The organism is Streptomyces bicolor, from assembly GCF_000719285.1.
Taxonomy (GTDB): domain Bacteria; phylum Actinomycetota; class Actinomycetes; order Streptomycetales; family Streptomycetaceae; genus Streptomyces; species Streptomyces bicolor.
In genome coordinates this window covers 40521-63964 of sequence record NZ_JOFS01000029.1, presented here as the reverse complement: position 1 = coordinate 63964, position 23444 = coordinate 40521, and the positions used below count along the sequence as shown (strand labels likewise).

Genomic DNA, 23444 nt, shown 5'->3' with positions numbered 1-23444 from the left:
CAGGCCACTACCACCACAGGGGGGGCACGTCATGTCCAAGCACGTCTTGTCCAAGCAGGGGCATCTCATACAGCGGCTCACACAGGGCCGTCTCATACGGCGGCTGACACAGCTTTACGTCGGGCTCGCGATGTACGGCGCCAGCTCGGCGCTGCTTGTGGAGGCCGGCCTCGGCCTGGAGCCCTGGGGTGTGCTGCACCAGGGCCTCGCCGAACGCACGGGCCTGACGATCGGCGTCGTCTCGATCATCGTCGGTGCCGCGGTGCTGCTCCTGTGGATCCCGCTGCGCCAGCGCCCCGGCCTCGGCACCGTCTCGAACGTCTTCGTGGTCGGCATCGCCATGGACGGCACGCTCGCCCTGGTCCCCGAGGCGCACTCCCTCGCCGTACGGATCCCTCTTCTGCTGACCGGCATCGTGCTCAACGGCGTGGCCACCGGCCTGTACATCGCCGCCTGCTTCGGACCGGGCCCCCGCGACGGTCTCATGACCGGCCTGCACCAGCGCACCGGCCGCTCGATCCGCCTGATGCGCACGGCCGTCGAGATCGCGGTCGTCGTCACCGGCTACGCGCTGGGCGGCACGGTCGGCGTCGGTACCGTTCTGTACGCGCTGTCCATCGGCCCGCTCGCCCAGCTGTTCCTGCGGGTGTTCGCCGTCCCCTCGGCATCCGACGGCAGCACGGTCGTTGCCACCGGGCAACCCCGGCGGGCGATACTTCGTTCGTGAGCACCACGCGGATACGCCACCCGTACCTCGACCACCCCGGCCCGATTCCCTTCGCCCATCGCGGCGGGGCGGCGGACGGTCTGGAGAACACCGTGCTGCAGTTCCGGCGCGCGGCCGAGTTGGGCTACCGGTACATCGAGACCGACGTCCACACCACCCGCGACGGCAAGCTCGTCGCCTTCCACGACTCGACCCTGGACCGGGTGACGGACGGGGCGGGCCGCATCGCCGACCTGCCGTGGGACGACGTACGGCAGGCGCGTGTGGCGGGCAAGGAGCCGGTGCCCCTCTTCGAGGAGCTCCTGGAGACCTTCCCCGACGTGCGCTGGAACGTCGACCTCAAGGCGGAGCCGGCGCTGCACCCCTTCCTGGAGCTGATCGAGCGCACGGGCGCCTGGGACCGGATCTGCGTCGGCTCCTTCTCCGAGGCGCGCGTGGTGCGCGCCCAGCGGCTGGCCGGACCTCGCCTGGCGACGTCGTACGGCACCCGGGGTGTCCTCAACCTGCGGCTGCGCTCGTGGGGCGTGCCGGCCGCGCTGCGCGCATCGGCGGTCGCCGCCCAAGTGCCCGAGGCGCAGTCCGGGATCCAGGTGGTGGACCACCGCTTCGTACGGGCCGCCCACGCGCGCGGGCTTCAGGTACACGTGTGGACCATCAATGATCCCGACGCGATGCACCGGCTCCTGGACCTGGGAGTGGATGGCATCATGACCGATCACATCGACACATTGCGCAAGGTCATGGAGGACCGGGGCGTCTGGGTCTGACCCCCGTCCGGGCTCCGCCCTCGCGCGGGAGCATCACGGGGAAGCGAGGGCGCGGGGTGGGCACCGATACCGTGCGTACGGATGCGGCGGACGAGGCCGCGGGTCGGCGCCGCGAGCAGCGCGGCTGGTACTTCTACGACTGGGCGTGCTCCGTCTACTCGACGAGCGTACTCACCGTGTTCCTCGGCCCCTATCTGACGTCGGTCGCCGAGGAGGCGGCGGACGCGGAGGGGTTCGTCCACCCCTTGGGCATCCCGGTGCGCGCCGGCTCCTTCTTCGCGTACTCGGTGTCCCTGTCGGTGATCGTCGCCGTCCTGGTGATGCCCCTGGTGGGCGCGGCCGCCGACCGCTCCGGCCGCAAGAAGCCCCTCCTGGCGGCCGCCGCCTATCTGGGGGCCACGGCCACCACGGCCATGTTCTTCCTCGGCGGCGACCGCTATCTGCTCGGCGGCCTCCTGCTGATCGTCGCGAACGCCGCGCAGTCCGTCGCGATGATGCTCTACAACTCGTATCTCCCACAGATCGCCCCGCCCGAGGAACGCGACGCGGTCTCCTCCCGGGGCTGGGCCTTCGGGTACGCGTCCGGCTCGCTGATGCTGATCGTGAACCTGGTCCTGTATCTGGCGCACGACTCCTTCGGGGTCTCCGAGGGCATGGCCGTCCGCATCTGTCTCGCGTCGGCGGGACTGTGGTGGGGAGGCTTCGCCCTCATCCCGCTACGGCGGCTGCGCGACCGTCGGTCCACGAAAGACGACCGCGCCGACCGGGAACCGCGCGCCATGGGCTTCCGCCAGCTCGCGGCGACCGTCCGCGACATGCGCCGCCACCCGCTGACGCTCGCCTTCCTCCTCGCGTACCTCATCTACAACGACGGCATCCAGACGGTGATCTCCCAGGCGTCGATCTACGGCTCCGAGGAGCTGGGCCTCGGCCAGTCCACGCTGATCGGCGCCGTGCTGCTGGTCCAGGTCCTCGCGGTGGCGGGGGCGCTGACGATGGGGCGGCTGGCCCGGATCTACGGCGCGAAGCGCACGATCCTCGGCTCACTGGTCGCGTGGACGGTGACGCTGGCGGCCGGGTACTTCCTGCCGGCCGGGGCCCCGGTCTGGTTCTTCGTCCTCGCGGCCGGCATCGGGCTCGTCCTCGGCGGCAGCCAGGCCCTGTCCCGCTCGCTGTTCTCCCATCTCGTCCCGCCGGGGAAGGAGGCCGAATACTTCTCGGCGTACGAGATGAGCGACCGCGGCATGAGCTGGCTGGGGCCGCTCCTGTTCGGGCTCACCTACCAGCTGACCGGAAGTTATCGGGACGCGATCATCTCCCTCGTCGCCTTCTTCGTCATCGGATTCGCCCTGCTCGCGCGGGTCCCGGTGCGGCGGGCGATCAGCGACGCGGGCAATCCGGTCCCGACAAGGATTTAGCGTTCCGAGTGAAAGGGCGGTAGTGTACGCGTTTGGCCTGCCAGGCGTACCGTTACTGCGCGTCAAAGATGCCGAAACGCTGTGTCACATCTGCTAGCAGATGTGACAAACCGGGCGCCGGTGGGTACGACATTGGTCAGCAAGGCTGCGGCTACGACGGCGACGCATCACCCGGAACGGGACACGGAACGGGAATCTTTACCGCCGACCGGACGTTGACCGGATGACGACGACAGCGACACCTGTCCTGTGGGCGACAAGCCCGGGAGGCACGATTCATGAGTGAGCGAGCTCTTCGCGGCACGCGCCTCGTGGTGACCAGCTACGAGACGGACCGCGGCATCGACCTGGCCCCGCGCCAGGCCGTGGAGTACGCATGCGAGAAGGGGCACCGATTCGAGATGCCCTTCTCGGTCGAGGCGGAGATCCCGCCGGAGTGGGAGTGCAAGGTCTGCGGGGCCCAGGCACTCCTCGTTGATGGCGACGGCCCTGAGGAGAAGAAGGCCAAGCCCGCGCGTACGCATTGGGACATGCTGATGGAGCGGCGTACCCGAGAGGAACTCGAAGAGGTCCTCGAGGAGCGTCTTGCCGTTCTTCGCTCCGGGGCGATGAACATCGCGGTTCACCCCCGGGACAGCCGCAAGTCGGCGTAGTCCCTGCGAATCCCAGCGGGGCTTGGGCGCGTTTGACCAGGCAACGCACGTAACCGCGGGCGCCGTACGTGAAGGTGACGTACGGCGCCCGCGGTTTGCTGTGCCCAAAAAGAGGCCGGTTGCTTTGCCCAAAAAAAGAGGCCCGGCGCTCAGTGACGCCGGGCTCTTGCGCATGTCAGCTCGTCAGCGGGGGCCTCGGCTCCTGCGGGGCACCCCCCGGCTCGTCCCTGATGACCTCACCCTGCACGACCTTGCCGTCGGGGCGGTGAATGCGAGCCTGCTGGAAGGCGTCGCCCAGTGAACCCGGGGTCGCCGCGCGCAGCTTGCGCTCGAACGTCCGCTCCGCATGACGGCTGAGGGCCTTCTGGACCGGCGGGATCAACAGGACGAGGCCCACCGCGTCCGAGATCAGACCCGGCAGCATGATCAACAGGCCGCCCAGCATCATCAGGCCGTTGCCGCCGCCCCGCTCCGGGGTGCCGCCACGTTGCAGCGCCTCGTTCAGCGCCTGGAAGGCGCGCTGGCCCGCCCGCTTGATCACCACCGAGCCGAGCACGAGCCCGGCGAGCAGCAGCAGGAACACCGCGAGACCGCCCACCGCGTCCGCGACCACAGTGACCAGCCAGATCTCCAGCACCAGCCACGCGGCGACGCCCAGCGGCAGGAAGGTACGCAGCCGGGAGCGCCGGGGCCGGGCGGGATGGGTGGGGGTCGGTGCACCAGTCGTCATGCGTCCAGTGTGCCTGGGCCAGGCTCAGAGCGGGATAAGCGGACGCACGACGGAGATGACCGCCGTGCCTCCCGCTACGGCTGCGACGGCCGCGACTGCGAGGACGGCTTCGAGCGGCCCATCAGCTTGCCCACCCGCTCCCGCGCCCCCCACGACGTGACCCGCCACAGCGCCTCGACCAGGATGTCGCGGCTCATCTTGGAGTCACCGAGCTCACGCTCGACGAAGGTGATCGGCACTTCGACGACATGGAAACCGGCCTTGACCGCGCGGCGGGCGAGGTCGACCTGGAAGCAGTAGCCCTGGGAGGCGACGTCGTCGAGGCCGAGGCCCTCGAGCGTCTCGCGGCGGAAGGCGCGGTAGCCGCCGGTGATGTCGCGGAGCGGGAGGTCGAGGGCGAGCCGGGAGTAGAGGCTGCCGCCGCGGGAGATGAACTCGCGGGACTTCGGCCAGTTCACGACCCGGCCACCCGGCACCCAGCGGGAGCCCAGGACCAGGTCGGCGCCCTTGAGCGCGGTCAGCAGACGGGGCAGTTCCTCGGGCTGGTGGGAGCCGTCGGCGTCCATCTCGATCAGGACGCCGTAGCCGTTGTCCATGCCCCAGCGGAAGCCCGCGAGGTAGGCGGCGCCGAGGCCTTCCTTGCCCTTGCGGTGCAGGACCTGGACGTGGTCGTCCTCGGCGGCCAGTTCGTCGGCGAGCTTGCCGGTGCCATCGGGGCTGTTGTCGTCGGCCACGAGCACGTGCGCGTCCGGGACCGCATTGCGGACCCGGCCGACGATGCTCTTGATGTTCTCCGCCTCGTTGTAGGTCGGGATGATCACCAACGCCGTGCCGAGCGGCCCGAACCGCCTCCCCCGGTCCTGTGCCCCGAGGGTCCCGTCGCCGTCGTTCACTGCTGCCCCTTCACATCCGTACGCAGACGTCCACCATAGTGGGCGCGGCCTGCGCTGACGTGACAGCACGTTCGTATGGTGGTGTCGATTCCACAAGAGCGGGGTAAGGCTGGGTTTCCGGGACCGGTCGCCGCAGGGGACCGGTACGTCGCTTTCGCGGCCTGTGCGGAGGTTCGCGCCTCTGCGGATGGGGGCCCGGCGCCCTTCGGGCCGACCTGGGACCCGCTGGCTGCGGGTCGACCGAAAGCCGTTGTCTACTGAGCGCCCGGGCCCCACCCGGGTCACACCTCCCCGATCGGCCGCGACGTTCCGTCGTCGCCGCGCGGGCGCTGAGCCTGGCTCCCAGTGGCGGTGCCCGGTGCGGCACACCGTCCCTGACCCAGCGGCGTCACGGCGGTTCCCGGAAGATCCGCGGTTCCCGGTCGGGCGTCCGGTGGTGGACTCGGCCGAACCTACCGGCCCCGGACCTCCGCCTGTCAACAGCCGTTCGACCTGCGGGTTTTCACCCAATTCGCTGGTCAGCGCGGAGGATGCGCAGGTCGCGCGCCGGGGTGGTGCGAAGCGAACGGACGCGCGCCACCCCGGGAGATCACTCGCCCGGCCGTACGAAGACCGTTCGTCCGCCCACCACCGTGCGCAGGCAGACCGGCAGGTCACGGCCCGGGGTCAGGTCGGGCAGGCCGGGGGTTCCGGAACGGGGGTCGGTGGACCAGCGGGCGACCCTGTCGTCGGGGGCCTGGACCACCAGTTCGCCGGTGCGCCACACGGCATAGTCCGCGGGCGCGCCCGGCACCAGGACGCCCGCGTCGTCCCGCCCGACCGCCCGCCACCCGCCGCGCGTGTGCGCCGTGAACGCGGCACGCACGGAGACGCGGTGCTCCGGCGTGCGGTGGAAGGCGGCCGCGCGCACCGTGCCCCAGGGGTCGAGGGGCGTGACCGGGCTGTCGGAGCCGAAAGCGAGCGGGACACCGGCGCGCAGGAGGGCCGCGAAGGGGTTGAGGGTGCGGGCCCGTTCGGCGCCCAGGCGCTGCGCGTACATGCCGTCGTCGCCGCCCCACAGCGCATCGAACGCGGGCTGGACCGACGCGGTCAGGCCGAGCTCGGCGAAGGCCGCGACGGTCTCCGGCGTGAGCATCTCGGCGTGCTCGACGCGGTGGCGGGCGGCGCGGATCCGGGCGAGGCCCAGCTTCTCGGCCGCGGCACGCACACCCTCCACGACGGCGGTCACGGCGGCGTCGCCGATCGCGTGGAAGCCCGCCTGGAGGCCGGCTTCGGTGCAGGCGGTGACATGGGCGGCGACGGCGGCCGCGTCCAGGTAGGCGGTGCCCGTGTGGGCCGCGTCGGCGTACGGCTGGTGCAGGCAGGCGGTGTGCGAGCCGAGGGCGCCGTCCACGAACAGGTCGCCCGCCGCGCCGGTCGCGCCCAGCGCACGCGCCTTCTCGACATCCTGCTCGGCCCAGTAGCCGACGACCCGCGGGCCGGGCTCCTCGGCGGCGAGCCGCAGCAGCCCGGTGAAGTCGTCCTCGGAGGAGATGTCCGGCCCGCCGCACTCGTGGACGGTCCCGACTCCGAGGGAGGCGGCGTGGGCGAGGGCGGCACGCTGGGCCTCGACGCGCTGGTCGGGGGTGATGGAGCCCAGCGCGGTGGCGCGTACGGCGTGGTGGGCGTCGGCGACGAGCGGGGCGTGCGCGGCGCCGAGGTCACCAGGCGCCATGTCCAGCAGGGCCGTGGTGACAACCGCGGAGTGGACGTCGACGCGGGAGAGGTACAGCGGGCGCCCGCCGGTTGCCTCGTCGAGCTCGGCACGCGTCGGGGGCCGGCCACCGGGCCAGCGGGAGGCGTCCCAGCCGTGACCGAGGAGGACCCGGTCGTGCGGGCGGGCGGCAGCGAAGTCCCGCACGAGGCCGAGAGCCGCCTCCAGGGAGGGAGCCCCGGACAGGTCGAGGCCGGTCAGGGCAAGGCCCGTGGCGGTCGTATGCACATGGGCGTCGGTGAAGGCGGGGGTGACCAGAGCACCGTCCAGGTCCACGACCTCGTCCACACCGTCGGCGAAGGCGTCGGCGGCCCCCTCGGACCCGACCCAGGCGACCTGGCCGCGCTCCACGACCATCGCGGTGGCGAAGGGATCGGCGGGGCTGTGAACTTCCCCGCGACGGAGGAGAACGGTCTTCAGCTGGGCGGTGGACTCACTCATGGGCAACAGTCTCGCTCCTGCCCCCGTCAGCTCTGGACAGGGGGCCACCGCAACGCCCGAAGGGGCGCGGAGCGAACCACCGACGACTCAACGGCGAAGATCCGCAACGATCAAATTCGGGGCGGCCGCGCCTCGTAAGGCGTGGACAACACCACCGTCGTCCGAGTCGACACTCCCGCCAGCGCCCGCACCCGCCCGAGCAGTTCCTCCAGCTCGTGCGGCGTGGCCACCCGAACCTTCAGGATGTAGTTCTCGTCGCCCGCGACACTGTGGCAGGCCTCGATCTCCGGCACGTCCGCCAATCGCTCCGCGATGTCATCAGGAGCACTGGGATCGAACGGTTTCACCGAGATGAACGCCGTCATCGGCAGCCCCACGGCCTCGGGGTCCACGACCGCGGCGTAGCCACGGATGACGCCACGCTGCTCCAGTCGGCGCACCCGCTGGTGCACGGCCGACGTGGACAGGCCCGTGGCCTTGCCCAGGTCGGTGTAGCTCATCCGCCCGTCCTTGACGAGCAGCTGCACGATTTGTCGGTCCAGCTCCTCCATGGCGCAAGAACCTACAGTGCGGTTGATCTCCTCGGATACCTGAGCAGCCCAGGTCATGCCCGGTTTGTGATGTGACCGGGGGACGGCTGTGAACCGTCGGAGGGACAAACCGGCCGCCACGGGCACCTGCGAGCGGCATGTGACGAACGCCACAGGCCTCGAACAGGCTCCGTGATGTTGCCGTGATTAACGCCGAGATCGGGCGGGAAGTGCTTGCTGTGGTCGAGGCCGCAGCGCCTTCACGGCCCCAGCCCGAGGGGGAGTTATCCATGCAGAGTCTTAAGCGTCCTGGTCGTACCGCGCCCAAGCGCCTTCAGCCCGTCGTCGAGCCCGCTCCGGAGGGCGTCGAACCCGACGACTTCGACGACGAAGAGCTGGACGCGTACGACACCTTCGAGATGTTCCGGGTCATCTGCCCGGACTGCGCGCAGCCCATCGCCCTGCTGGCGGACGAGGAGGTCCTGCCGGAGCACGCGCTGTGCGCCTCGCCGTGGAACCCGTTCGGCCTCACGGTGTGTGCCGGTACGGGCCGCAGGGCTTCCGACGCCCGCTCCGCCGACGACTCGGCGGAGCCCCAGGAGCAGGACACGGCCCTGTTGTTGACGCTCCCTCAGGGGCTCGACTGGCGGACCCAGCCGTTCTCGCACGTGGGCGGCCCCGGCTCGCGGCCCATCAGGATCCCCGCGATGCGCCGCCAGGCCGCCTGAGCGATCCACGCCCGAGCGATCGCCGCCTGAGCGCACGCCGCCCGAGCGACCACCGCCTCGGTCGCGTGGCTCAATCCCAGTAGCTGCCCTGCACCATGGCTCGCAGACTGCCGTGGTGCAGGATCAGTGTGTCCGGGTCCACCGGGACGGCGACTTCGCCGAAGTGCGCCCGGCGGCAGGCGATCCGCGGCATGACGACGGCGTGCCGCAGGGCGGCGTACAGCCAGAGCTCCGCCAGGCGCTCGAACGCGTCCTCGATGAGCGGTGAGCGCGCGAGCCCGTCAACCACCCATTCGCAGTACGGGCGTTGGGCCGTGACGTGCCGCCGCAGCGCGTCACCCAGACCCGGAAGCTCCAGGAACTCGGCGCTATTCGGCGGGACTTGGTCGTGCAGCCGGGCCAGCAGCCCGATCGTCGCGGCCTCCAGATGCTCGCGCTCGGTGTCGCTCGCCTCGTGCAGCCAGTTGCCCTCGCAGGTGTACGGCATGGTCGCGAGTCGCCGTACGGGGGCGGGGTGCCGCGGCCATGGGCCGACTCCCTTACGGTGCGACCGAGTCGAAGCCCGTGAACCCGCTCGGGTCGTGCGGTCGTCGTCGGCCACGGCAAACTTCCCTGGAGGCGGCTGGGCTGACGGTACGTCAGGCAGCCTCGGGTGGCCAGAGAGCGTGCCGGACGTTCGCGAACTCACGCCCTATTCCCCTCAGCGGTGACTTGTCCGCCTGCCTCCGCGTTGCCCTGGTATGCCCCCCACCTACTCCGCGACCGGGCCTCAGCGCCGTATCTTCGTTCCGCGGCCCGCGGGAGCGGTCACGCCGGCGCCCCCGCAGCAGCCGGACCCGCCGATCTACCGCGATCTGATGCGCATGTGGGCCGATCGTGGCCGCACCCTGCCGGGGCGCCACGACCCGGAGTGGATCCGGCTCACGGCGCCCCAGGTCAGGCACGGTCAGTTCAGCGTCCTTCGGGACCTGCCAGGTGACGGGCGATGACCATCCGCTGAATCTGGTTGGTGCCCTCGACGATCTGCAGGACCTTGGCCTCCCGCATATAGCGCTCGGCCGGGAAGTCCGCGGTGTATCCGTACCCGCCGAGGATCTGGACGGCGTCAGTGGTGACCTTCATCGCGGTGTCGGTGCAGTGCAGCTTGGCCATGGCCGCCTGCTTGGCGAACGGTCGGCCCGCGTCGCGCAGCCGTGCCGCCGCCAGGTACAGCGCACGGCCCGCCTCGATCTGGGTCGCCATGTCGGCCAGCATGAAGCGCAGGCCCTGGAAGTCGGCGATGGGTTTGCCGAACTGCCGTCGCTCGGTCGCGTACGTCACAGCCTCGTCCAGCGCCGCCTGGGCCACGCCGATCGCGCAGGCGGCGATGCCGAGCCGCCCGGAGTCGAGTGCGGACAGGGCGATCGCGAAGCCCTGGCCCTCGTCGCCGATGCGCCGCTCGTCGGGGACCCGGACGCCGTCGAAGTGCACCTGGGCCGTGGGTGAGCCCTTCATGCCCATCTTCTTCTCGGGCGCCGCAGCGCTCAGCCCTTCCGCGTCACCGGGCACCAGGAACGCGGTGATCCCGCGCGGGCCCTCCTCGCCGGTGCGGGCCATGACCGTGTAGAAGTCGGCGATGCCGCCGTGCGTGATCCAGGCCTTGGTGCCGGTGATCTCCCAGTCGTCGCCGTCCCGTACCGCCTTGGTCCGCAGCGAGGCCGCGTCGGACCCGGACGCGGGCTCGGAGAGGCAGTACGCGCCGAGCAGCCCGCCGCCGAGCATCGCGGGCAGGTGCTCGACCTGCTGCTGCTTGGTGCCGTAGGTGGCGAGGGCATAGGAGGCCAGGGTATGCACGCTGACGCCGAGGCCGACGGTGAGGCGGACCGCGGCGAGCTCCTCCAGGGCCTGGAGATAGACCTCGTACGGCTGGTCGCCGCCGCCGTATTCGGAGTCGTACGGCAGGCCGAGCAGTCCGGACTCGGAGAGCAGGGTGAAGACCTCGCGCGGGAAGCGTCCGGCGTCCTCCTCCTCGGCCGCCTTCGGGGCGATCTCGCGCTGCGCGATGTCGCGGACGAGCGAGATCAGATCCCGGGCCTCGTCCGTGGGCAGTTGACGGTCCACCGGCTGCGGGGCGCGGTCGGGCATGGCGACGCTCTCCTCCCTTTCGGGAATGTCGGCGGTCGCACGCCTTGGGTGGGGCGGCTCCGCCTGTCTCTCGGATGCCGGCAGGTGCTCCGCTCCCGGGTCGCGGAAGCTGCTGACCAGCGGCTCTGCGGTGAGTATGCCCGATCGGGGACATCGAGTCACCAGTTAACGACCGCTTACTCCAGGAAACTTTCCGTCCATTCCCCGGAGGTCTCCGGCTGCCAAATTGGTCCGAACCATTGACCAATTGGTCTAGTCCTCCTACCGTTTCGGTCCAACGCCTCCCCGCGTTCATGCCAATCGGCGTGCCATCCCGTGCGTTCCCCTCCGTCCCCTGCGAGGAGACACCCGATGCACACCCCGCTCCACTCCCGCGCTCGCGGCCGCACCCTGCTGGCCGCCGCGTGTTCCGCCGCCCTCGGCGCCGGTCTGCTCGCCGGCGCCGGTACGGCGACCGCCGACCAGAACGGCCCCGACCTGGACGCCGACCGCAAGGCGGCCGGCTCCAAGGTGGTCGGCTACTTCACCGACTGGGGCATCTACGACCGCCAGTACTACGTCAAGAACATCGAGACCTCCGGCTCGGCGAAGAAGCTCACGCACATCAACTACGCCTTCGGCAACGTCGTCGACGGCAAGTGCGCCATCGGCGACACCTGGGCGGACACCGACAAGCCGTTCACCGCGGCGGAGTCCGTGGACGGCGTCGCGGACACCGCGGACCAGCCGCTGAGCGGCAACTTCAACCAGCTGCGCAAGCTGAAGAAGCTCCACCCGAACCTCAAGATCGTCTGGTCGTTCGGCGGCTGGAGCTGGTCCGGCGGCTTCGGCGAGGCGGCCAAGGACCCGGCGGCCTTCGCCCGGTCCTGCCACGACCTGGTCGAGAACCCCAAGTGGGCGGACGTCTTCGACGGCATCGACATCGACTGGGAGTACCCCAATGCCTGCGGCCTGACCTGCGACACCAGCGGCCGGGAGGCCTTCCCGGAGCTGATGAAGGCGCTGCGCGCCAAGTTCGGCAAACGGAATCTGGTCACCGCGGCGATCACGGCCGACGCCAGCGAGGGCGGCCGGATCGACGCGGCGAACTATGCGGGCGCGGCGCGGTACGTCGACTGGTACAACCCGATGACCTACGACTACTTCGGCGCCTGGGCCGCCACCGGCCCCACGGCCCCGCACTCCGCGCTCCACTCCTACCCGGGCATCCCTCAGGAGGGCTACAACACGGCCGTCACCATCGCCAAGCTCAAGGGCCTGGGCATCCCGTCCTCGAAGCTGCTGCTCGGCATCGGCTTCTACGGCCGCGGCTGGACCGGCGTCACCCAGGCGGCGCCCGGCGGCACCGCCACGGGCCCGGCGAAGGGCACCTACGAGGACGGTTTCGAGGACTACAAGGTGCTCAAGCAGACCTGCCCGGCGACCAGCACGGTGGGCGGCACCGCCTACGCCAAGTGCGGGGACGACTGGTGGAGTTACGACACCCCGGCGACCATCGCGACCAAGATGAAGTACAAGGACCGGCAGGGTCTGGGCGGGACCTTCTTCTGGGAGCTCAGCGGGGACACCGCGAACGGTGAGCTGATCAAGTCCATCAAGTAGCGGGAGTCGCTGGGCACTTGGGGCGGAGGACCACGAGACCTCCGCCCCTTGGGCTTGTCCGGCCGGGTCAGTCGTCCCGCCGGGCGGGGTCGGGAGCCTTGTAGGAGGGGTCGAGCTCCTCGATGGCGCGCATGGCGCCGCCCAGGGTCCTCACCAGCAGCTCGCGCATCGTGTCACGGGGCAGCTCGGGGCGGTCGATCCAGTCGAGGGTGGCGCCCTCCACGCTGCACACCCAGGCGAGCAGGCCCATGCGGGCGAGCGGGGCGATGTCGGTACGGCCGTACACCCCCTCGGCGATGGTCGCCACGATCGCCTCGCGCACCCCGTCCCGGACGGCGTGCACCTCGGCGTCGAAGCCGACGCCGCCGCTGACGATGGTCCGGTAGGCGGCCTGGTTGTGCTCGGCGTAGCGGAGATAGCTGTCGATGGTGCGGTGGACCCGGTCCACCGGCGGCAGCTCGACGCCGCCGGCCGCGTAGGTGACCAGGTCGGCGACGGAGTCCTGGATGATCGCCAGGTAGTAGCCGCGCTTGGACTGGAAGTAGTAGTAGATGAGCCCCTTGGCGACACGGGCCTGCCGGGCGATGTCATCCATGGAGAGCGCGTCGTAGGACGTGTCGGCGAACAACTTCCGCCCGATGGTGATGAGTTCGGCACGACGCGCCACCGAACGCTCGGTGCCGCGGGCCCGGGGACGGGCCGCGTCGCGCTGTTGACTAATATTCAATTTCGACCCTGGATTCCAACGGGCGGCGGGACATCGGCAGTATGGCAGACCTGCATCAGCTGCTCGTTCGAGTCTGATCGACTTTGTTGAGGCCACTCACCCCGAGGTCGGCATATGTCCGACCAAAGAACTCTGCGTGTCTCAGCTCACAGCAGGCCGAGCTGGGTTATGAGCATCGCGAGGACCACGACGAGGGTCCAGCCCATGACGTGCTCGGCGATCTTCGGGCCGTCTTCCTTGGGGCCGCCGGTGCGGACGCGGGCGGCTGTGGCTGAGTGTGCGGTCATATGCCCACCTTGCCACCGGGAGCGGCCTTTGCGGTGGAGACGTTGCTCACAGCACAAAGGCCCCGGTTGCCCGGGGCCTTCCGTGCGTCCGCGCCCGGCGGCTCAGCGCACGCCCACCGCTGCGAGCGCGGCGCGCTGGCGCGGGGTCGGATGTGCCGGGAAGTAGAGGTAGCAGACCCCGCCGGTGCCGGAGACGACCTTGCCCGCGGCGTTGTACCGCTTGGTCCGCAGCCAGATGTTCTCCCACTCGCGCCGCTTGTAGACGCGCCGCACCGCCTCGTTGCTCGGCGAGTTCGGGTCGTTGGCGATCACGTCGCCGTCGGCGGTGAACCCTATGACGGTCATCAGGTGCCCGGCGGTGCCGTAGCCCGCCCCGGTCAGCTCCTCCTTGAGGAAGGACTGGGACGTTATGGCCGGGATGCCGGCCGCGATCAGTGTCTCCAGGTCGGTGAGCGAGCCGAGCCGGGTGACGACGCCCCGGAGGTCCTCGAAGGTGGCCGCGTAGGCGGCATTGAACGGCCAGTTGCCGCAGCCCTCGTACTGGTAGTCGTAGGTGAACCGGGCCGCGTGGCAGACCTGCGGGTCGGCGAACGACGGGTCGACCCAGGCCAGCTGCTCCGGGGTGAGGCGGCCGCCCCAGTACTCGATGATCATCTGCGAGGAGGTGGGGCTGCACCAGGCCTCGCCGCCGTTGTCGTACTCCGGGTACTGCCCGATGTGTGTCTCCTGCGAGTACCTCGGGACGATCAGCTCACGGGCGAGGCCGGGGGTGGAGGCCGGGACGGTGAAGCGGTCGGGGACATCGGAGCCCATGGCGCCGACCCGCCAGACCTTGGGGGTGAGCTTCGTGCCGGGCTTGCGGTGCAGGGTCAGCCGCAGCCGGTACGAGGTGAGGCGCAGCCCGGTGGCCGGGTCGTCGACGGCGAACGTGTCCGTCCAGACGCTGCTCTTGCCGTCGCTCTGGTCGTCGACCGAGGTCCGCCTGATGTCCTGGTCGCCGGCGGCCCAGCGGCCCATCACGTACCAGGGGGTCGCGGTGCCGTCGGAGTACGTACCCTGCAGCTCGATCTGGAGCCAGGTGCCGTCGGGCGTGTGCGCGTTCCAGGAGGCGATCGCCTCGGTCGCGGGGACGGAGAGGCGGTGGACGGGGGACGTCCAGGTCGCGTACTCCCAGCGGGCGGTCCGGCCGGTGTGCGGGTCGGTGTAGTCGGTGGTGCCGACGGCCCCGGCGATCACGATGCCGGGGCGGGCACCCGCGACGGCCCGTGTGCCTTCGGCGGTGCCGCGGCGCCAGTCGGCGTGCGTGGTCCAGGCACGGTTGTCGACGGTGCGGGCCGGGGTGTCGGCGGGGGCCGCGGCATCGGCGTCGGCGGCGACGGCCGGGCCCGCGCTGCCGGCGACGGCTGCGGCGAGGGCGGCGGTCAGGACGGCTCTCCGGGACGGCTGTTCGGCTCTGCTCATGGGCGGAAGACCCCCAGGTGTCCGAGTCGGGCGGGTCAGGGCCTAGTGCCAGGCGTCGCCGGGCAGGCGGGAATTTGACGACAGGGCCTAGCACGGCTGTCCGCCAACTATGGACGCAGGCGGCACCGTCTGCCAGCACTTCGGTCCCTGGCGCGCCTACGAATATTGGTGTCGACCACTGGCATGACACGGGCCCGCCATCGGCCGCAAACCCCTTACGCGCGGGGCGAGATGAGCGCGAAGAGGCTCTCGGCGTACGCCGCCGGGAAAGCGGAGTACGCCGAGAGGGTGACAGTTCGTCAGACGAGGTCCATGGCCGCGACCTCGTCCGGGCGGCCGTAGCTGACCGGCCCGTGGAAGCGGCGACGGGCGGTGGTGAACCACCACACCGTGGCCACGGCCAGGACGACGGCCAGGGCGATCGGGGCGTAGTTGAAGGAGCGGGCGGTGATCGGTGAGGCGTGCGGCAGCATGAACAGGACGCTGCTGAGCAGGATCCAGATCACGGCGACGGCCCCGACCGGCCGTCCCCAGCGGCCCAGGTGCCAGGGCCCCGGCTGGAACTCGTCCCCCAGTCGCAGCCGGAGCAGGATCGGGACGGCGTAGGCGAGGAAGAGTCCGACGACGTTGACGCTGACGATGGCGGTGAACGCCGTCTGCGACCACCAGCCGGGCAGCACGAGCGCCAGCGAGCAGGCGACCGCCAGCCACACCGCCTTGACGGGTGTGCGTGTGCGCGGCGAGACCGAGTGCCACCAGCGGGAGCCCGGCATCGCCCCGTCCCGGGAGAAGGCGAAGATCTGCCGGGTGTTGCTGGTGAGATTGGCGAGGCCGCAGAAGAGCATGGCGCCGATCACGATCAGCAGCAGCGCCTTCGCGGTGCCGAGGCCGAGCCCGTCGATCAGGATCTGCACGGGCGGTGCGTCGGCGCTCGCCACGCGGTCATAGTCACGAATGCTGTAGACCAATGCGAGCATCAGCAGCAGTCCGGCGATCGCCGAGAAACCGATCGCCCGCGTGATCCCCCGCGGCGCGTTCACGGTCGCCCGAACCGTTTCCTCGGACATGTGGAAGCTGCCGTCGAAGCCGGTGAAGGTCCAGCTGGTGACCAGCAGACCGAGCATCCCGCCGTAAAGCCCGCTCGTGAAACCGGTGTTGTTCACGAAATGCGTGACGAAGGAGGCCGACTGATGATGTTCGGGCATGACGATCAGCGCGCTCACGATCACCACGAGTCCGATCAGCAGCCACCACACGGAGATCCGGTTCAGTACGGCCACCAGGTGCACGGTGTAGGTGTTGGCGAGCCCCTGGAGCACGATGATCAGGGCCGTGATCAGCACCGTCCGGTGCGGGGTCGGCTGGTAGGAGGGCCACTGCAGGGCGATGAAGGCCTGGAGGAAGGTGGCGGCGGCGTAACCGGTGGCCGCCGTGCCGCCGACCTGGCCCACGAAGTTCAGCCAGCCGGTGTACCAGGACCAGGCGCCCTTGTGCCGTTTGGCGAGCTTTCCGGCGGAGAAATACAGCGCACCACTCGTCGGATAGGCCGAGGCGACTTCCGCCATCGATGCTCCCACGAAGAGCACCATGACGGAGACGCCGATCCAGCCGAAGACGAGAATACTCGGGCCGCCCGCACTCAGGCCGAACCCGATTCCCGAGAAGATACCCGAGATGATGTTGATGATGGTGAACGAGATGGCGAAATTGTCGAATGCCTGAAAACGACGCGTGAGTTTTCTCGGATAACCCATCGCATGCAGGGTCGCGTCGTCGTCGAGCTCGACCGGAACCGCTCCCCCGCGCGCTCGGGCACGCGGAGCCGTTATCCCTTCTGACACGGAACGGACCTTTCTCTTGGTGGGGGGTTGCGATGCGTCAGACGGCCGGCACCGGCAGCCCGCAGGCGCGGCGCGCCCGGGACAGCTGCTCGGCCGGCTCACCGAAGACGCACCAGGGCATACGGGAGGCATACGGACCCATCGCCGTGAAGACGGCGCGTGCCTCCTGCTCGCGCCGGGCCATGACCAGGGCGTGTGCGAGGTAGGACAGGTCGAGGACGGGGGTGAACGGGTATCCGGCCACCGCCGGCAGCCAGTTCTCGTGGATCGCCAGGGCGGTGGAGCGCCACTGCGGCTGCTCCCAGACCCGGTCGGCGAGGAGCTGGGTCGGGTCGTAGCACTCGACCAGGGCGACCAGCGGCAGCAGGCGCAGCGGTGAGTCGGCGGGCGCGCGCTGCCCGAGGAATGCGGCGACGTCCCAGGCGGCGGTCACGGAGCCGCCGTACCGGGGGAAGAAGCAGGCCAGGAAACGGTGGTGGGCCTCGCGGTGCCAGAGGTCGAGCGAGAGGATGTGGGCGAACAGGCGCCAGGGCCCGGGCGGCGCGGTGAGCAGCCCGCGCGGCGCCTGGTCGCGCAGCCGGTGCAGCCGCGCCATGGCCAGCTTGGCGACCCAGGGTGTCGGATCGGCGGGGTCGGCCGTAGCGGCCCGGTCGCAGGCGGCCAGCGCTATGCGCTCCAGCGCCTCGGTGCGCGGGTCACGGGAGTCGGCCGCGCGCAGCGCCCGCAGCACGGCCACCCGGGCCCACAGCAGCGCGGCCTCGGGGCCGGGTTCCTCGGCAAGCCAGCGCTCGACGAGGTCGGAGTCGGCGGCCTCCGAGGCGAGCACCAGGGAGCGGTGGGCGCGCAGGGCAAAGTCGCCGCGAGTTTCGGCCAGGGCGTCACGGGCGCTCAGATAACGGCCGGCCCGGACATCGACGCATACGCTCGCGAGCAAGCGGTCGTCGGCCGCCGGATGCCACACATACTGCCCTTCGAATAACCCCGCGGCCATCTGTCCCAGCCCATCCCCGTTACGGCATCTCACAGTTGCGCACCTGGCACCTTACTCACCGCGGGTCACAACCGGAACGCACATTTCATGGTGGCGGCCGGAGTTTTTCGGTGGCATTGCGGGCGGCCGGCCACTAGTTCAAAGCGACACGTTTTCTGTTCTCGTCCCGCCATCCCGGCTCAGTACGCGCTTTCCACTCCACTAGAATGTTCCAACGAAATATGCACACCCCTGCTCAACTCTGGGAAAAACGATTCACGACCTCGCCACCCGGCTCCGCCGTCTGTCCCCGTCCTGCGGCCCGGTCCGCCTGATCGGCGTCGACGGACACGCCGGCTCCGGAAAGTCCACGTTCGCCGGGCAGTTGGCCCGGGCACTGGGCGACGCCCCGGTGCTGCACCTCGACGACATCGCGAGCCATGACGAGCTGTTCGAGTGGACCGCGCGCCTGCTGACCCAGGTGATCGAACCGTTCACCCGCGGCGAGACCGCCCACTACACCCCCTACGACTGGCGTGCCCGCGTTTTCGGACCACCCCTCCCGGTCCCACCCGCACCGGTGGTCGTCGTCGAGGGCGTCGGCGCCGGCCGCCGTGCGCTGCGCCCCTACCTCGCCCGGTTGCTGTGGATGGAGATGCCTCACGAGGATTCCTGGGCCAGAGGCCGCACGCGGGACGGGGCGGAGCAGCGGGAGTTCTGGGACGGGTGGGTCGAAGCGGAACTGAGGCACTTCGCCGACGACCCCTCCAGGCCGTTCGCCGACCTTCTGGTTCGGCAGAGCGGCAAGGGGTATGAGGTGCTCACTGGGCCTGCCGGGACGGTTGGACCGGACCAGTCCTTCACTCAGAGTGACGATCCATCGGCAATGTGCTGAACTTGTGAAGAGCGTTGCGGGACAAGTTCCCGGAGTGCTCCAACTCGGCTTGACCCGGGGGCCGTACAGGTCTTACGTTCTGAATGTGCGGCCAATCGCGGTCGCCCCCATACGCGAAGCCCCCGGTTGTTCCCCCGTGATCGGGGGCTTCGTTCTGCCCTCACACCCCATTTCCCGCGCTGTGAGGCGCGATTCGCTCACCCTCGGTCACCGAATGCGGTGCACACGCTCTGCTCCCACCTCGTCAAACGGCCGGTGCGGCACCCTGGGGCGGGCCATGCCCTCGCAGGTACGATGCCCTCGGTGCGACCTACGGACGGCTGCTCTGCGCACCGCTGCAACTCCGGTCCGCGGTACGGCGGTTCGAACAAAGGCGGCCCTGGGCGACGGCCTGGCGGTCAACCGACGGGGGCACGGTTTGTGGGGGACGTGATGGACTTCGGCATGCAGGGGCCCGAGGCCCCGGCCGACCTCGCCTGGCTGCGAGGTGTGGATGCCTACACGATGGGGGCCTATCCGCAGGCGGAGGAGGAGTTCCGCACCGCGGTGCGGATCGATCCCGGGATGGCCGACGGCTGGCTCGGCCTGCACGCGCTGCGCGTCGACACGACGACCGCGCTGCTGCGGATGTTCCGGCACCGGGACCGCTTCGGGGAACAGCGAACCCGGCACCGGCGCACGCTCAACTCCTGGTACTGGCTGGGCTGGTGGGTGCAGCCGGTCCTGGAGAGCCCCCGTGACCTGCTGCTGGCCCACGCCTCGCACTGGCTGGACGGCCGGCACGTCCCCGAGCTGGACCGGGCACTGGCCGGGCTGCCGCCCGTGGACACCGACCACCAGGTCCGCTTTCTGCACGCCTGCCGCGCCTACCTGGTCAAGGACTGGGAGCAGCTCGTACGGCACACGGAGCCTCTGCTCGACGACCCGATGCTCGGCATCGAGGCGGGCCTGTTCGGCGGTATGGCGCGGGTACGGCTGGAGATGTACGGCCAGGCCGAACCCCTCCTGTCGGCCGCGCTGATGCGCTGCCGCAGCGAACAGCCGCAGCGCAAGGAGCTGCGGTACTGGCTGGCCCGGGCGCACGAGGGCACGGGCCGGTCCGCGGCCGCCTTACCGCTCTACCGTGCCGTGCACCGCGTCGACCCCGCCTTCATGGACACCTCGGCCCGGCTCGCGGCGATCGCCGAGGGCGACGGGTACGACGACCCCGCCGACCTCGCGGCGATCACGCTGACCGGTGTCGGCCAGGACGTGGCCGACGGCCCCGACGGACTCGATCCGCTCTTCGGCACGGAGGGACGGGACCTGCGGCTGCCGGACGCCGAGCTGCCGCCGACCGGTCCACTGCCGTCGGTGGTCGATCCGGCGGTGCGCGAGAAGGCGGCCGTGACGTCGCAGCCCCTGCCCGCCGGGCCCACCGATCCCGGGTTACTCGAGGAGGCGCTCGCCGAGCTCGAGCGCATGGTGGGGCTCGAACCCGTCAAACGCCAGGTCAAGGCGTTGTCCGCGCAGCTGAACATGGCCCGGCTGCGCGCCGGACAGGGGCTGCCGGTCCAGCCGCCCAAACGGCACTTCGTCTTCTCCGGGCCCTCGGGCACCGGCAAGACCACGGTCGCCCGCATCCTGGGCCGGGTCTTCTACGCCCTCGGGCTCCTCGGCGGCGACCATCTGGTGGAGGCCCAGCGGGCCGACCTGGTCGGCGAGTATCTGGGCCAGACGGCCGTGAAGGCCAACGAGCTCATCGACTCCGCGCTCGGCGGGGTCCTCTTCGTGGACGAGGCGTACTCCCTCTCCAACTCCGGCTACGGCAAGGGCGACGCGTACGGCGACGAGGCCCTTCAGGTGCTGCTGAAGCGGGCCGAGGACAACCGGGACCACCTGGTGGTGATCCTCGCCGGCTATCCCGAGGGCATGGACCGTCTGCTGGCGGCGAATCCCGGGTTGTCGTCGCGCTTCACGACTCGCGTCGACTTCCCGTCCTATCGGCCCCTCGAACTCACCTCGATCGGTGAGGTGCTCGCCGGGGAGAACGGGGACGCGTGGGACGAGGAGGCACTGGACGAGCTGCGGTCCATCGCCGGGCACGTGGTCGATCAGGGGTGGATCGACGAGTTGGGGAACGGGCGGTTCCTGCGGACGCTGTACGAGAAGAGCTGTGCGTATCGGGATCTGCGGTTGACTACTTATCCGGGGGCGTTGACGAGGGACGACTTGTCGACACTTCGACTGCCGGATCTGATGCAGGCGTATGGAGAGGTGCTGTCGGGGCGGGGGCCGCAGGATCCGTCGGCCATGTAGCTACTGCCTGCTGGGGCCGGCCCGGGCGGGTGTCGCCCGCCCGCGCCGGCGGGGTGCCGCCGTCTGTGGGACGGGCGCCGCCCCAGCGGCACGACTGCCCGCAGCTAGGTCGCCAAGACTTCCTCCGGCTCCCCGCTGCTCATCCGCGGACTCGTCACCCGAACCTCCGGCAGCTCCCGATGCGCCGGATCCCGTACCTCGCCCACCAGTAGCTCCAGTACGTCCTCCAGCGCGACGAGCCCCAGTACCTTGCCGGACGCGTCGGCCACCTGGGCCAGATGTGTCGCGGCGCGGCGCATCACCGTCAGGGCGTCGTCCAGGGGCAGTTCCGAGCGCAGGGTCGTCATCGGGTGCCACAGCTGCTGCGGCACCGCGCGTTCCGACGCCTCCAGGTCCAGGACGTCCTTCACGTGCAGGTAGCCCATGAAGGCGCCGGTCTCGGCCGCCACCGGGAAGCGGGAGTACCCCGTGCGGGCGGTGAGCTCGACGATCTGGCCGGGGGTGACCGACGGGCTGACGGTGACCAGGGACTCGCGTTTCAGGAGCACGTCCGTGACCGGGCGGGAGCCCAGTTCCAGGGCGTCCTCCAAACGTTCCTGCTCCTCGGGGTCGAGCAGTCCGGCCTGGCCGGAGTCCTCCACGAGCCGGTTGAGCTGCTCGCTGGTGAACACCGCCTCGACCTCGTCCTTCGGCTCGACGCGGAACAGCCGCAGGATGGCCTGGGCGACGGCGCCGAGGGCCACGGTGATGGGCTTGCAGAAGCGGGCGAACCAGACCAGGCCGGGGCTGAGCCACAGCGCGACCTTCTCCGGCGCCGCCATCGCCAGGTTCTTCGGCAGCATCTCGCCGATGACCAGGTGGAAGAAGACCACCGCGGCGAGCGCGATGACGTAGGTGAGCGGGTGGATCATGCCGTGCGGCAGGTGTATCCACTCGAACACCGGCTCCAGCAGATGCGCCACCGTCGGTTCGGCGACCGCGCCGAGCGTCAGCGAGCAGAGCGTGATGCCGAACTGGGCCGCCGCCATCATCTGCGGCAGCCGCTCCAGGCCGTACAGCACCTGCCGGGCGCGTGCCGTGCCCAGCGGTTCGATCTGGCTGCGGCGCACGGAGACGAGGGCGAACTCGGCGCCGACGAAGAAGCCGTTGGCGAGCACGAGCAGTGCCGCGAAGGCGAGTTGGAGCACGCTCATCGGGCGACCTCCACCACGGGCCCGGTCCGCACCAGCCGGACCCGCTCGGCCCGGTAGTGGCCGACCCGGCGCACCGACAGCCGCCAGCCCGGCAGCTCGGCCTTGTCGCCGACGGCCGGGATGTGCCCGAGCAGGTCGGCGACGAGTCCGGCGACGGTCTCGTACGGCCCCTCGGGCACGTCGAGCCCTATGCGCTGGAGGATGTCGACCCGGCAGCTGCCGTCGGCGTCCCAGGCCGGCCGGCCCTCCTCCGGCGGGGCGGCGGCGAGTTCGGGCAGGTCCAGTCCGTCGTGTTCGTCGCGGACCTCGCCGACGATCTCCTCGACGATGTCCTCCAGAGTGACGACTCCCGCCGTGCCACCGTATTCGTCGACGACGACCGCGATGGGCTGCTCACTGCGCAGCTGGGCGAGGAGCGGCTGGACCGGCAGGGTCTCGGGGACGAGCAGCGCCGGGCGGGCGATGCGGCCGACCGGGGTGCGCAGCCGGTCACTCGAACGGATCGCCAGCGCGTCCTTGAGATGGACCATGCCGACGATCTCGTCGATCTTCTCCCGGTAGACCGGGAAACGAGACAGACCGGTGGCACGGGTCAGGTTCACCACGTCCTCGGCGGTCGCCGACGACTGCAGCGCGCTGACCTTCACGCGCGGTGTCATCACGTGCTGCGCGGTCAGTTCGGCGAGCGACAGCGTCCGTACGAAGAGGTCGGCGGTGTCCTGCTCCAGGGCGCCGGCCTGGGCGGAGTGCCGGGCCAGGGAGACGAGTTCGTCGGGGGTGCGGGCGGAGGCCAGCTCCTCGGTGGGCTCGATGCCCAGGGCGCGGACGAGGCGGTTGGCGACCGAGTTCAGCGCGGCGATCACCGGGCGGAACAGGCGCGCGAAGGCGTGCTGCGGGCCGGCGACGAAGCGCGCGACCTGCATCGGCCGGGACACCGCCCAGTTCTTCGGCACGAGCTCGCCGATCACCATCTGCACGGCCGACGCCAGCAGCATGCCGACGACGACGGCCACACCGGGCACCGCGCCCTCGGGGATGCCGATCGCGGTGAAGGGGCCGCCGAGCAGCTGCGCAAGCGCCGGTTCGGCGAGCATGCCCACGACGAGGGAAGTGATGGTGATGCCGAGCTGGGTGCCGGAGAGCTGGAAGGACAGCTCCCTGAGCGACTCGACGACCCGGTGGGCCCGTCGGTCGCCCTCGGCCGCGGCCTTCTCGGCGTCCGTCGCCTCGACCGTGACCAGGCCGAACTCGGCGGCCACGAAGAAGCCGTTGGCGAGGATCAGGAGGAACGCGGCTGCCAGAAGCAGCAAGGGCGTGGTCATGATGCGGCCGCCCCGGTATGTCGGGAGGGGGCGGCGCAGGTACTACAGGACGATCCGTCCATCGCTGGAGGGAGTCACTCCTCG

20 protein-coding genes and 1 pseudogene are annotated in these 23444 nt (G+C 70.5%); 8 read left to right on the top strand and 13 right to left on the bottom strand.

Translation table 11 applies throughout. The annotated features are described in order from the left end of the window. Positions 1 to 31: 31 nt before the first annotated feature. The 4 genes from yczE (at position 32) to IF78_RS0131455 (ending at position 3565) form a co-directional block, all read left to right on the top strand. Positions 32 to 727, top strand: a complete 696-nt coding sequence (gene yczE, locus IF78_RS0131470) for a membrane protein YczE (RefSeq protein ID WP_051828320.1) — start codon at positions 32 to 34, stop codon at positions 725 to 727. After that, positions 724 to 1494, top strand: coding sequence for a glycerophosphodiester phosphodiesterase family protein (locus IF78_RS0131465; RefSeq protein ID WP_031486134.1), 771 nt, complete (start codon positions 724 to 726; stop codon positions 1492 to 1494). Before yczE ends, IF78_RS0131465 begins: the two co-directional genes overlap by 4 nt. A gap of 56 nt (positions 1495 to 1550) precedes the next feature. Further along, entirely contained in the window at positions 1551 to 2912 is a 1362-nt protein-coding gene (locus IF78_RS0131460) for an MFS transporter (protein WP_031486133.1), read from the top strand. A gap of 278 nt (positions 2913 to 3190) precedes the next feature. After that, the gene (locus IF78_RS0131455) at positions 3191 to 3565 is read left to right on the top strand and encodes an RNA polymerase-binding protein RbpA (protein ID WP_003977404.1); all 375 of its coding nucleotides are present in this window, start codon (positions 3191 to 3193) and stop codon (positions 3563 to 3565) included. 175 nt (positions 3566 to 3740) lie between these two features. On the opposite strand, the gene fxsA is transcribed toward IF78_RS0131455, so the two are convergent. The 4 genes from fxsA to IF78_RS0131435 form a co-directional block, all read right to left on the bottom strand. Beyond that, positions 3741 to 4295: an FxsA family membrane protein gene (gene fxsA, locus IF78_RS0131450; RefSeq protein WP_031486132.1), complete on the bottom strand. Its 555-nt coding sequence runs from the start codon at positions 4293 to 4295 to the stop codon at positions 3741 to 3743. Positions 4296 to 4369: 74 nt separating this feature from the next. Next, positions 4370 to 5188: a polyprenol monophosphomannose synthase gene (locus tag IF78_RS0131445; RefSeq protein ID WP_031486131.1), complete on the bottom strand. Its 819-nt coding sequence runs from the start codon at positions 5186 to 5188 to the stop codon at positions 4370 to 4372. A 589-nt stretch (positions 5189 to 5777) separates the two neighbouring features. After that, positions 5778 to 7382, bottom strand: coding sequence for an amidohydrolase (locus IF78_RS0131440; RefSeq protein WP_031486130.1), 1605 nt, complete (start codon positions 7380 to 7382; stop codon positions 5778 to 5780). A gap of 110 nt (positions 7383 to 7492) precedes the next feature. Beyond that, positions 7493 to 7933, bottom strand: coding sequence for an Lrp/AsnC family transcriptional regulator (locus IF78_RS0131435; RefSeq protein ID WP_031486129.1), 441 nt, complete (start codon positions 7931 to 7933; stop codon positions 7493 to 7495). Positions 7934 to 8202: 269 nt separating this feature from the next. Between IF78_RS0131435 and IF78_RS0131430 the strand changes: the two genes are divergently transcribed. Then, complete coding sequence (locus IF78_RS0131430; protein WP_031486128.1) at positions 8203 to 8640, top strand: hypothetical protein; 438 nt, start codon at positions 8203 to 8205, stop codon at positions 8638 to 8640. A gap of 70 nt (positions 8641 to 8710) precedes the next feature. On the opposite strand, the pseudogene IF78_RS0131425 reads toward IF78_RS0131430, so the two are convergent. Continuing rightward, positions 8711 to 9127: pseudogene (locus IF78_RS0131425) on the bottom strand (hypothetical protein); the annotation flags it as partial. Between the two features lie 464 nt (positions 9128 to 9591). Continuing rightward, positions 9592 to 10764 (bottom strand): acyl-CoA dehydrogenase family protein, encoded by a 1173-nt coding sequence (locus IF78_RS0131420; RefSeq protein ID WP_031486126.1) that lies wholly within the window; start codon positions 10762 to 10764, stop codon positions 9592 to 9594. Positions 10765 to 11115: 351 nt separating this feature from the next. On the opposite strand from IF78_RS0131420, the gene IF78_RS0131415 reads away from it, so the two are divergent. Continuing rightward, positions 11116 to 12366, top strand: a complete 1251-nt coding sequence (locus IF78_RS0131415; protein WP_031486125.1) for a glycoside hydrolase family 18 protein — start codon at positions 11116 to 11118, stop codon at positions 12364 to 12366. A 67-nt stretch (positions 12367 to 12433) separates the two neighbouring features. Here the strand turns inward: IF78_RS0131415 and IF78_RS0131410 are convergent, their stop codons facing one another. From IF78_RS0131410 to IF78_RS0131390, 5 genes are all read right to left on the bottom strand, one after another. Then, positions 12434 to 13093, bottom strand: coding sequence for a TetR/AcrR family transcriptional regulator (locus IF78_RS0131410; protein WP_031486124.1), 660 nt, complete (start codon positions 13091 to 13093; stop codon positions 12434 to 12436). A 146-nt stretch (positions 13094 to 13239) separates the two neighbouring features. After that, entirely contained in the window at positions 13240 to 13380 is a 141-nt protein-coding gene (locus IF78_RS47915; protein ID WP_107050053.1) for an SCO1431 family membrane protein, read from the bottom strand. A 102-nt stretch (positions 13381 to 13482) separates the two neighbouring features. After that, positions 13483 to 14841 carry a peptidase C39 family protein gene (locus IF78_RS0131400; RefSeq protein WP_031486123.1) on the bottom strand — a complete coding sequence of 453 codons (1359 nt, stop codon included), beginning with the start codon at positions 14839 to 14841 and terminating at the stop codon, positions 13483 to 13485. 299 nt (positions 14842 to 15140) lie between these two features. After that, positions 15141 to 16595, bottom strand: coding sequence for an amino acid permease (locus tag IF78_RS0131395; protein ID WP_037641707.1), 1455 nt, complete (start codon positions 16593 to 16595; stop codon positions 15141 to 15143). A gap of 124 nt (positions 16596 to 16719) precedes the next feature. Next, positions 16720 to 17673: a hypothetical protein gene (locus IF78_RS0131390; RefSeq protein WP_031486121.1), complete on the bottom strand. Its 954-nt coding sequence runs from the start codon at positions 17671 to 17673 to the stop codon at positions 16720 to 16722. Between the two features lie 253 nt (positions 17674 to 17926). Between IF78_RS0131390 and IF78_RS0131385 the strand changes: the two genes are divergently transcribed. Then, positions 17927 to 18547 (top strand): nucleoside/nucleotide kinase family protein, encoded by a 621-nt coding sequence (locus tag IF78_RS0131385; RefSeq protein WP_031486120.1) that lies wholly within the window; start codon positions 17927 to 17929, stop codon positions 18545 to 18547. Between the two features lie 432 nt (positions 18548 to 18979). Next, positions 18980 to 20845: an AAA family ATPase gene (locus tag IF78_RS0131380; protein WP_031486119.1), complete on the top strand. Its 1866-nt coding sequence runs from the start codon at positions 18980 to 18982 to the stop codon at positions 20843 to 20845. A 104-nt stretch (positions 20846 to 20949) separates the two neighbouring features. Here the strand turns inward: IF78_RS0131380 and IF78_RS0131375 are convergent, their stop codons facing one another. Both IF78_RS0131375 and IF78_RS0131370 read right to left on the bottom strand, forming a co-directional pair. Then, the gene (locus IF78_RS0131375) at positions 20950 to 22038 is read right to left on the bottom strand and encodes a hemolysin family protein (RefSeq protein WP_031486118.1); all 1089 of its coding nucleotides are present in this window, start codon (positions 22036 to 22038) and stop codon (positions 20950 to 20952) included. Continuing rightward, positions 22035 to 23360 carry a hemolysin family protein gene (locus IF78_RS0131370; RefSeq protein ID WP_031486117.1) on the bottom strand — a complete coding sequence of 442 codons (1326 nt, stop codon included), beginning with the start codon at positions 23358 to 23360 and terminating at the stop codon, positions 22035 to 22037. The genes IF78_RS0131375 and IF78_RS0131370 overlap by 4 nt, the downstream gene beginning before the upstream one ends. Positions 23361 to 23444: the final 84 nt, after the last annotated feature.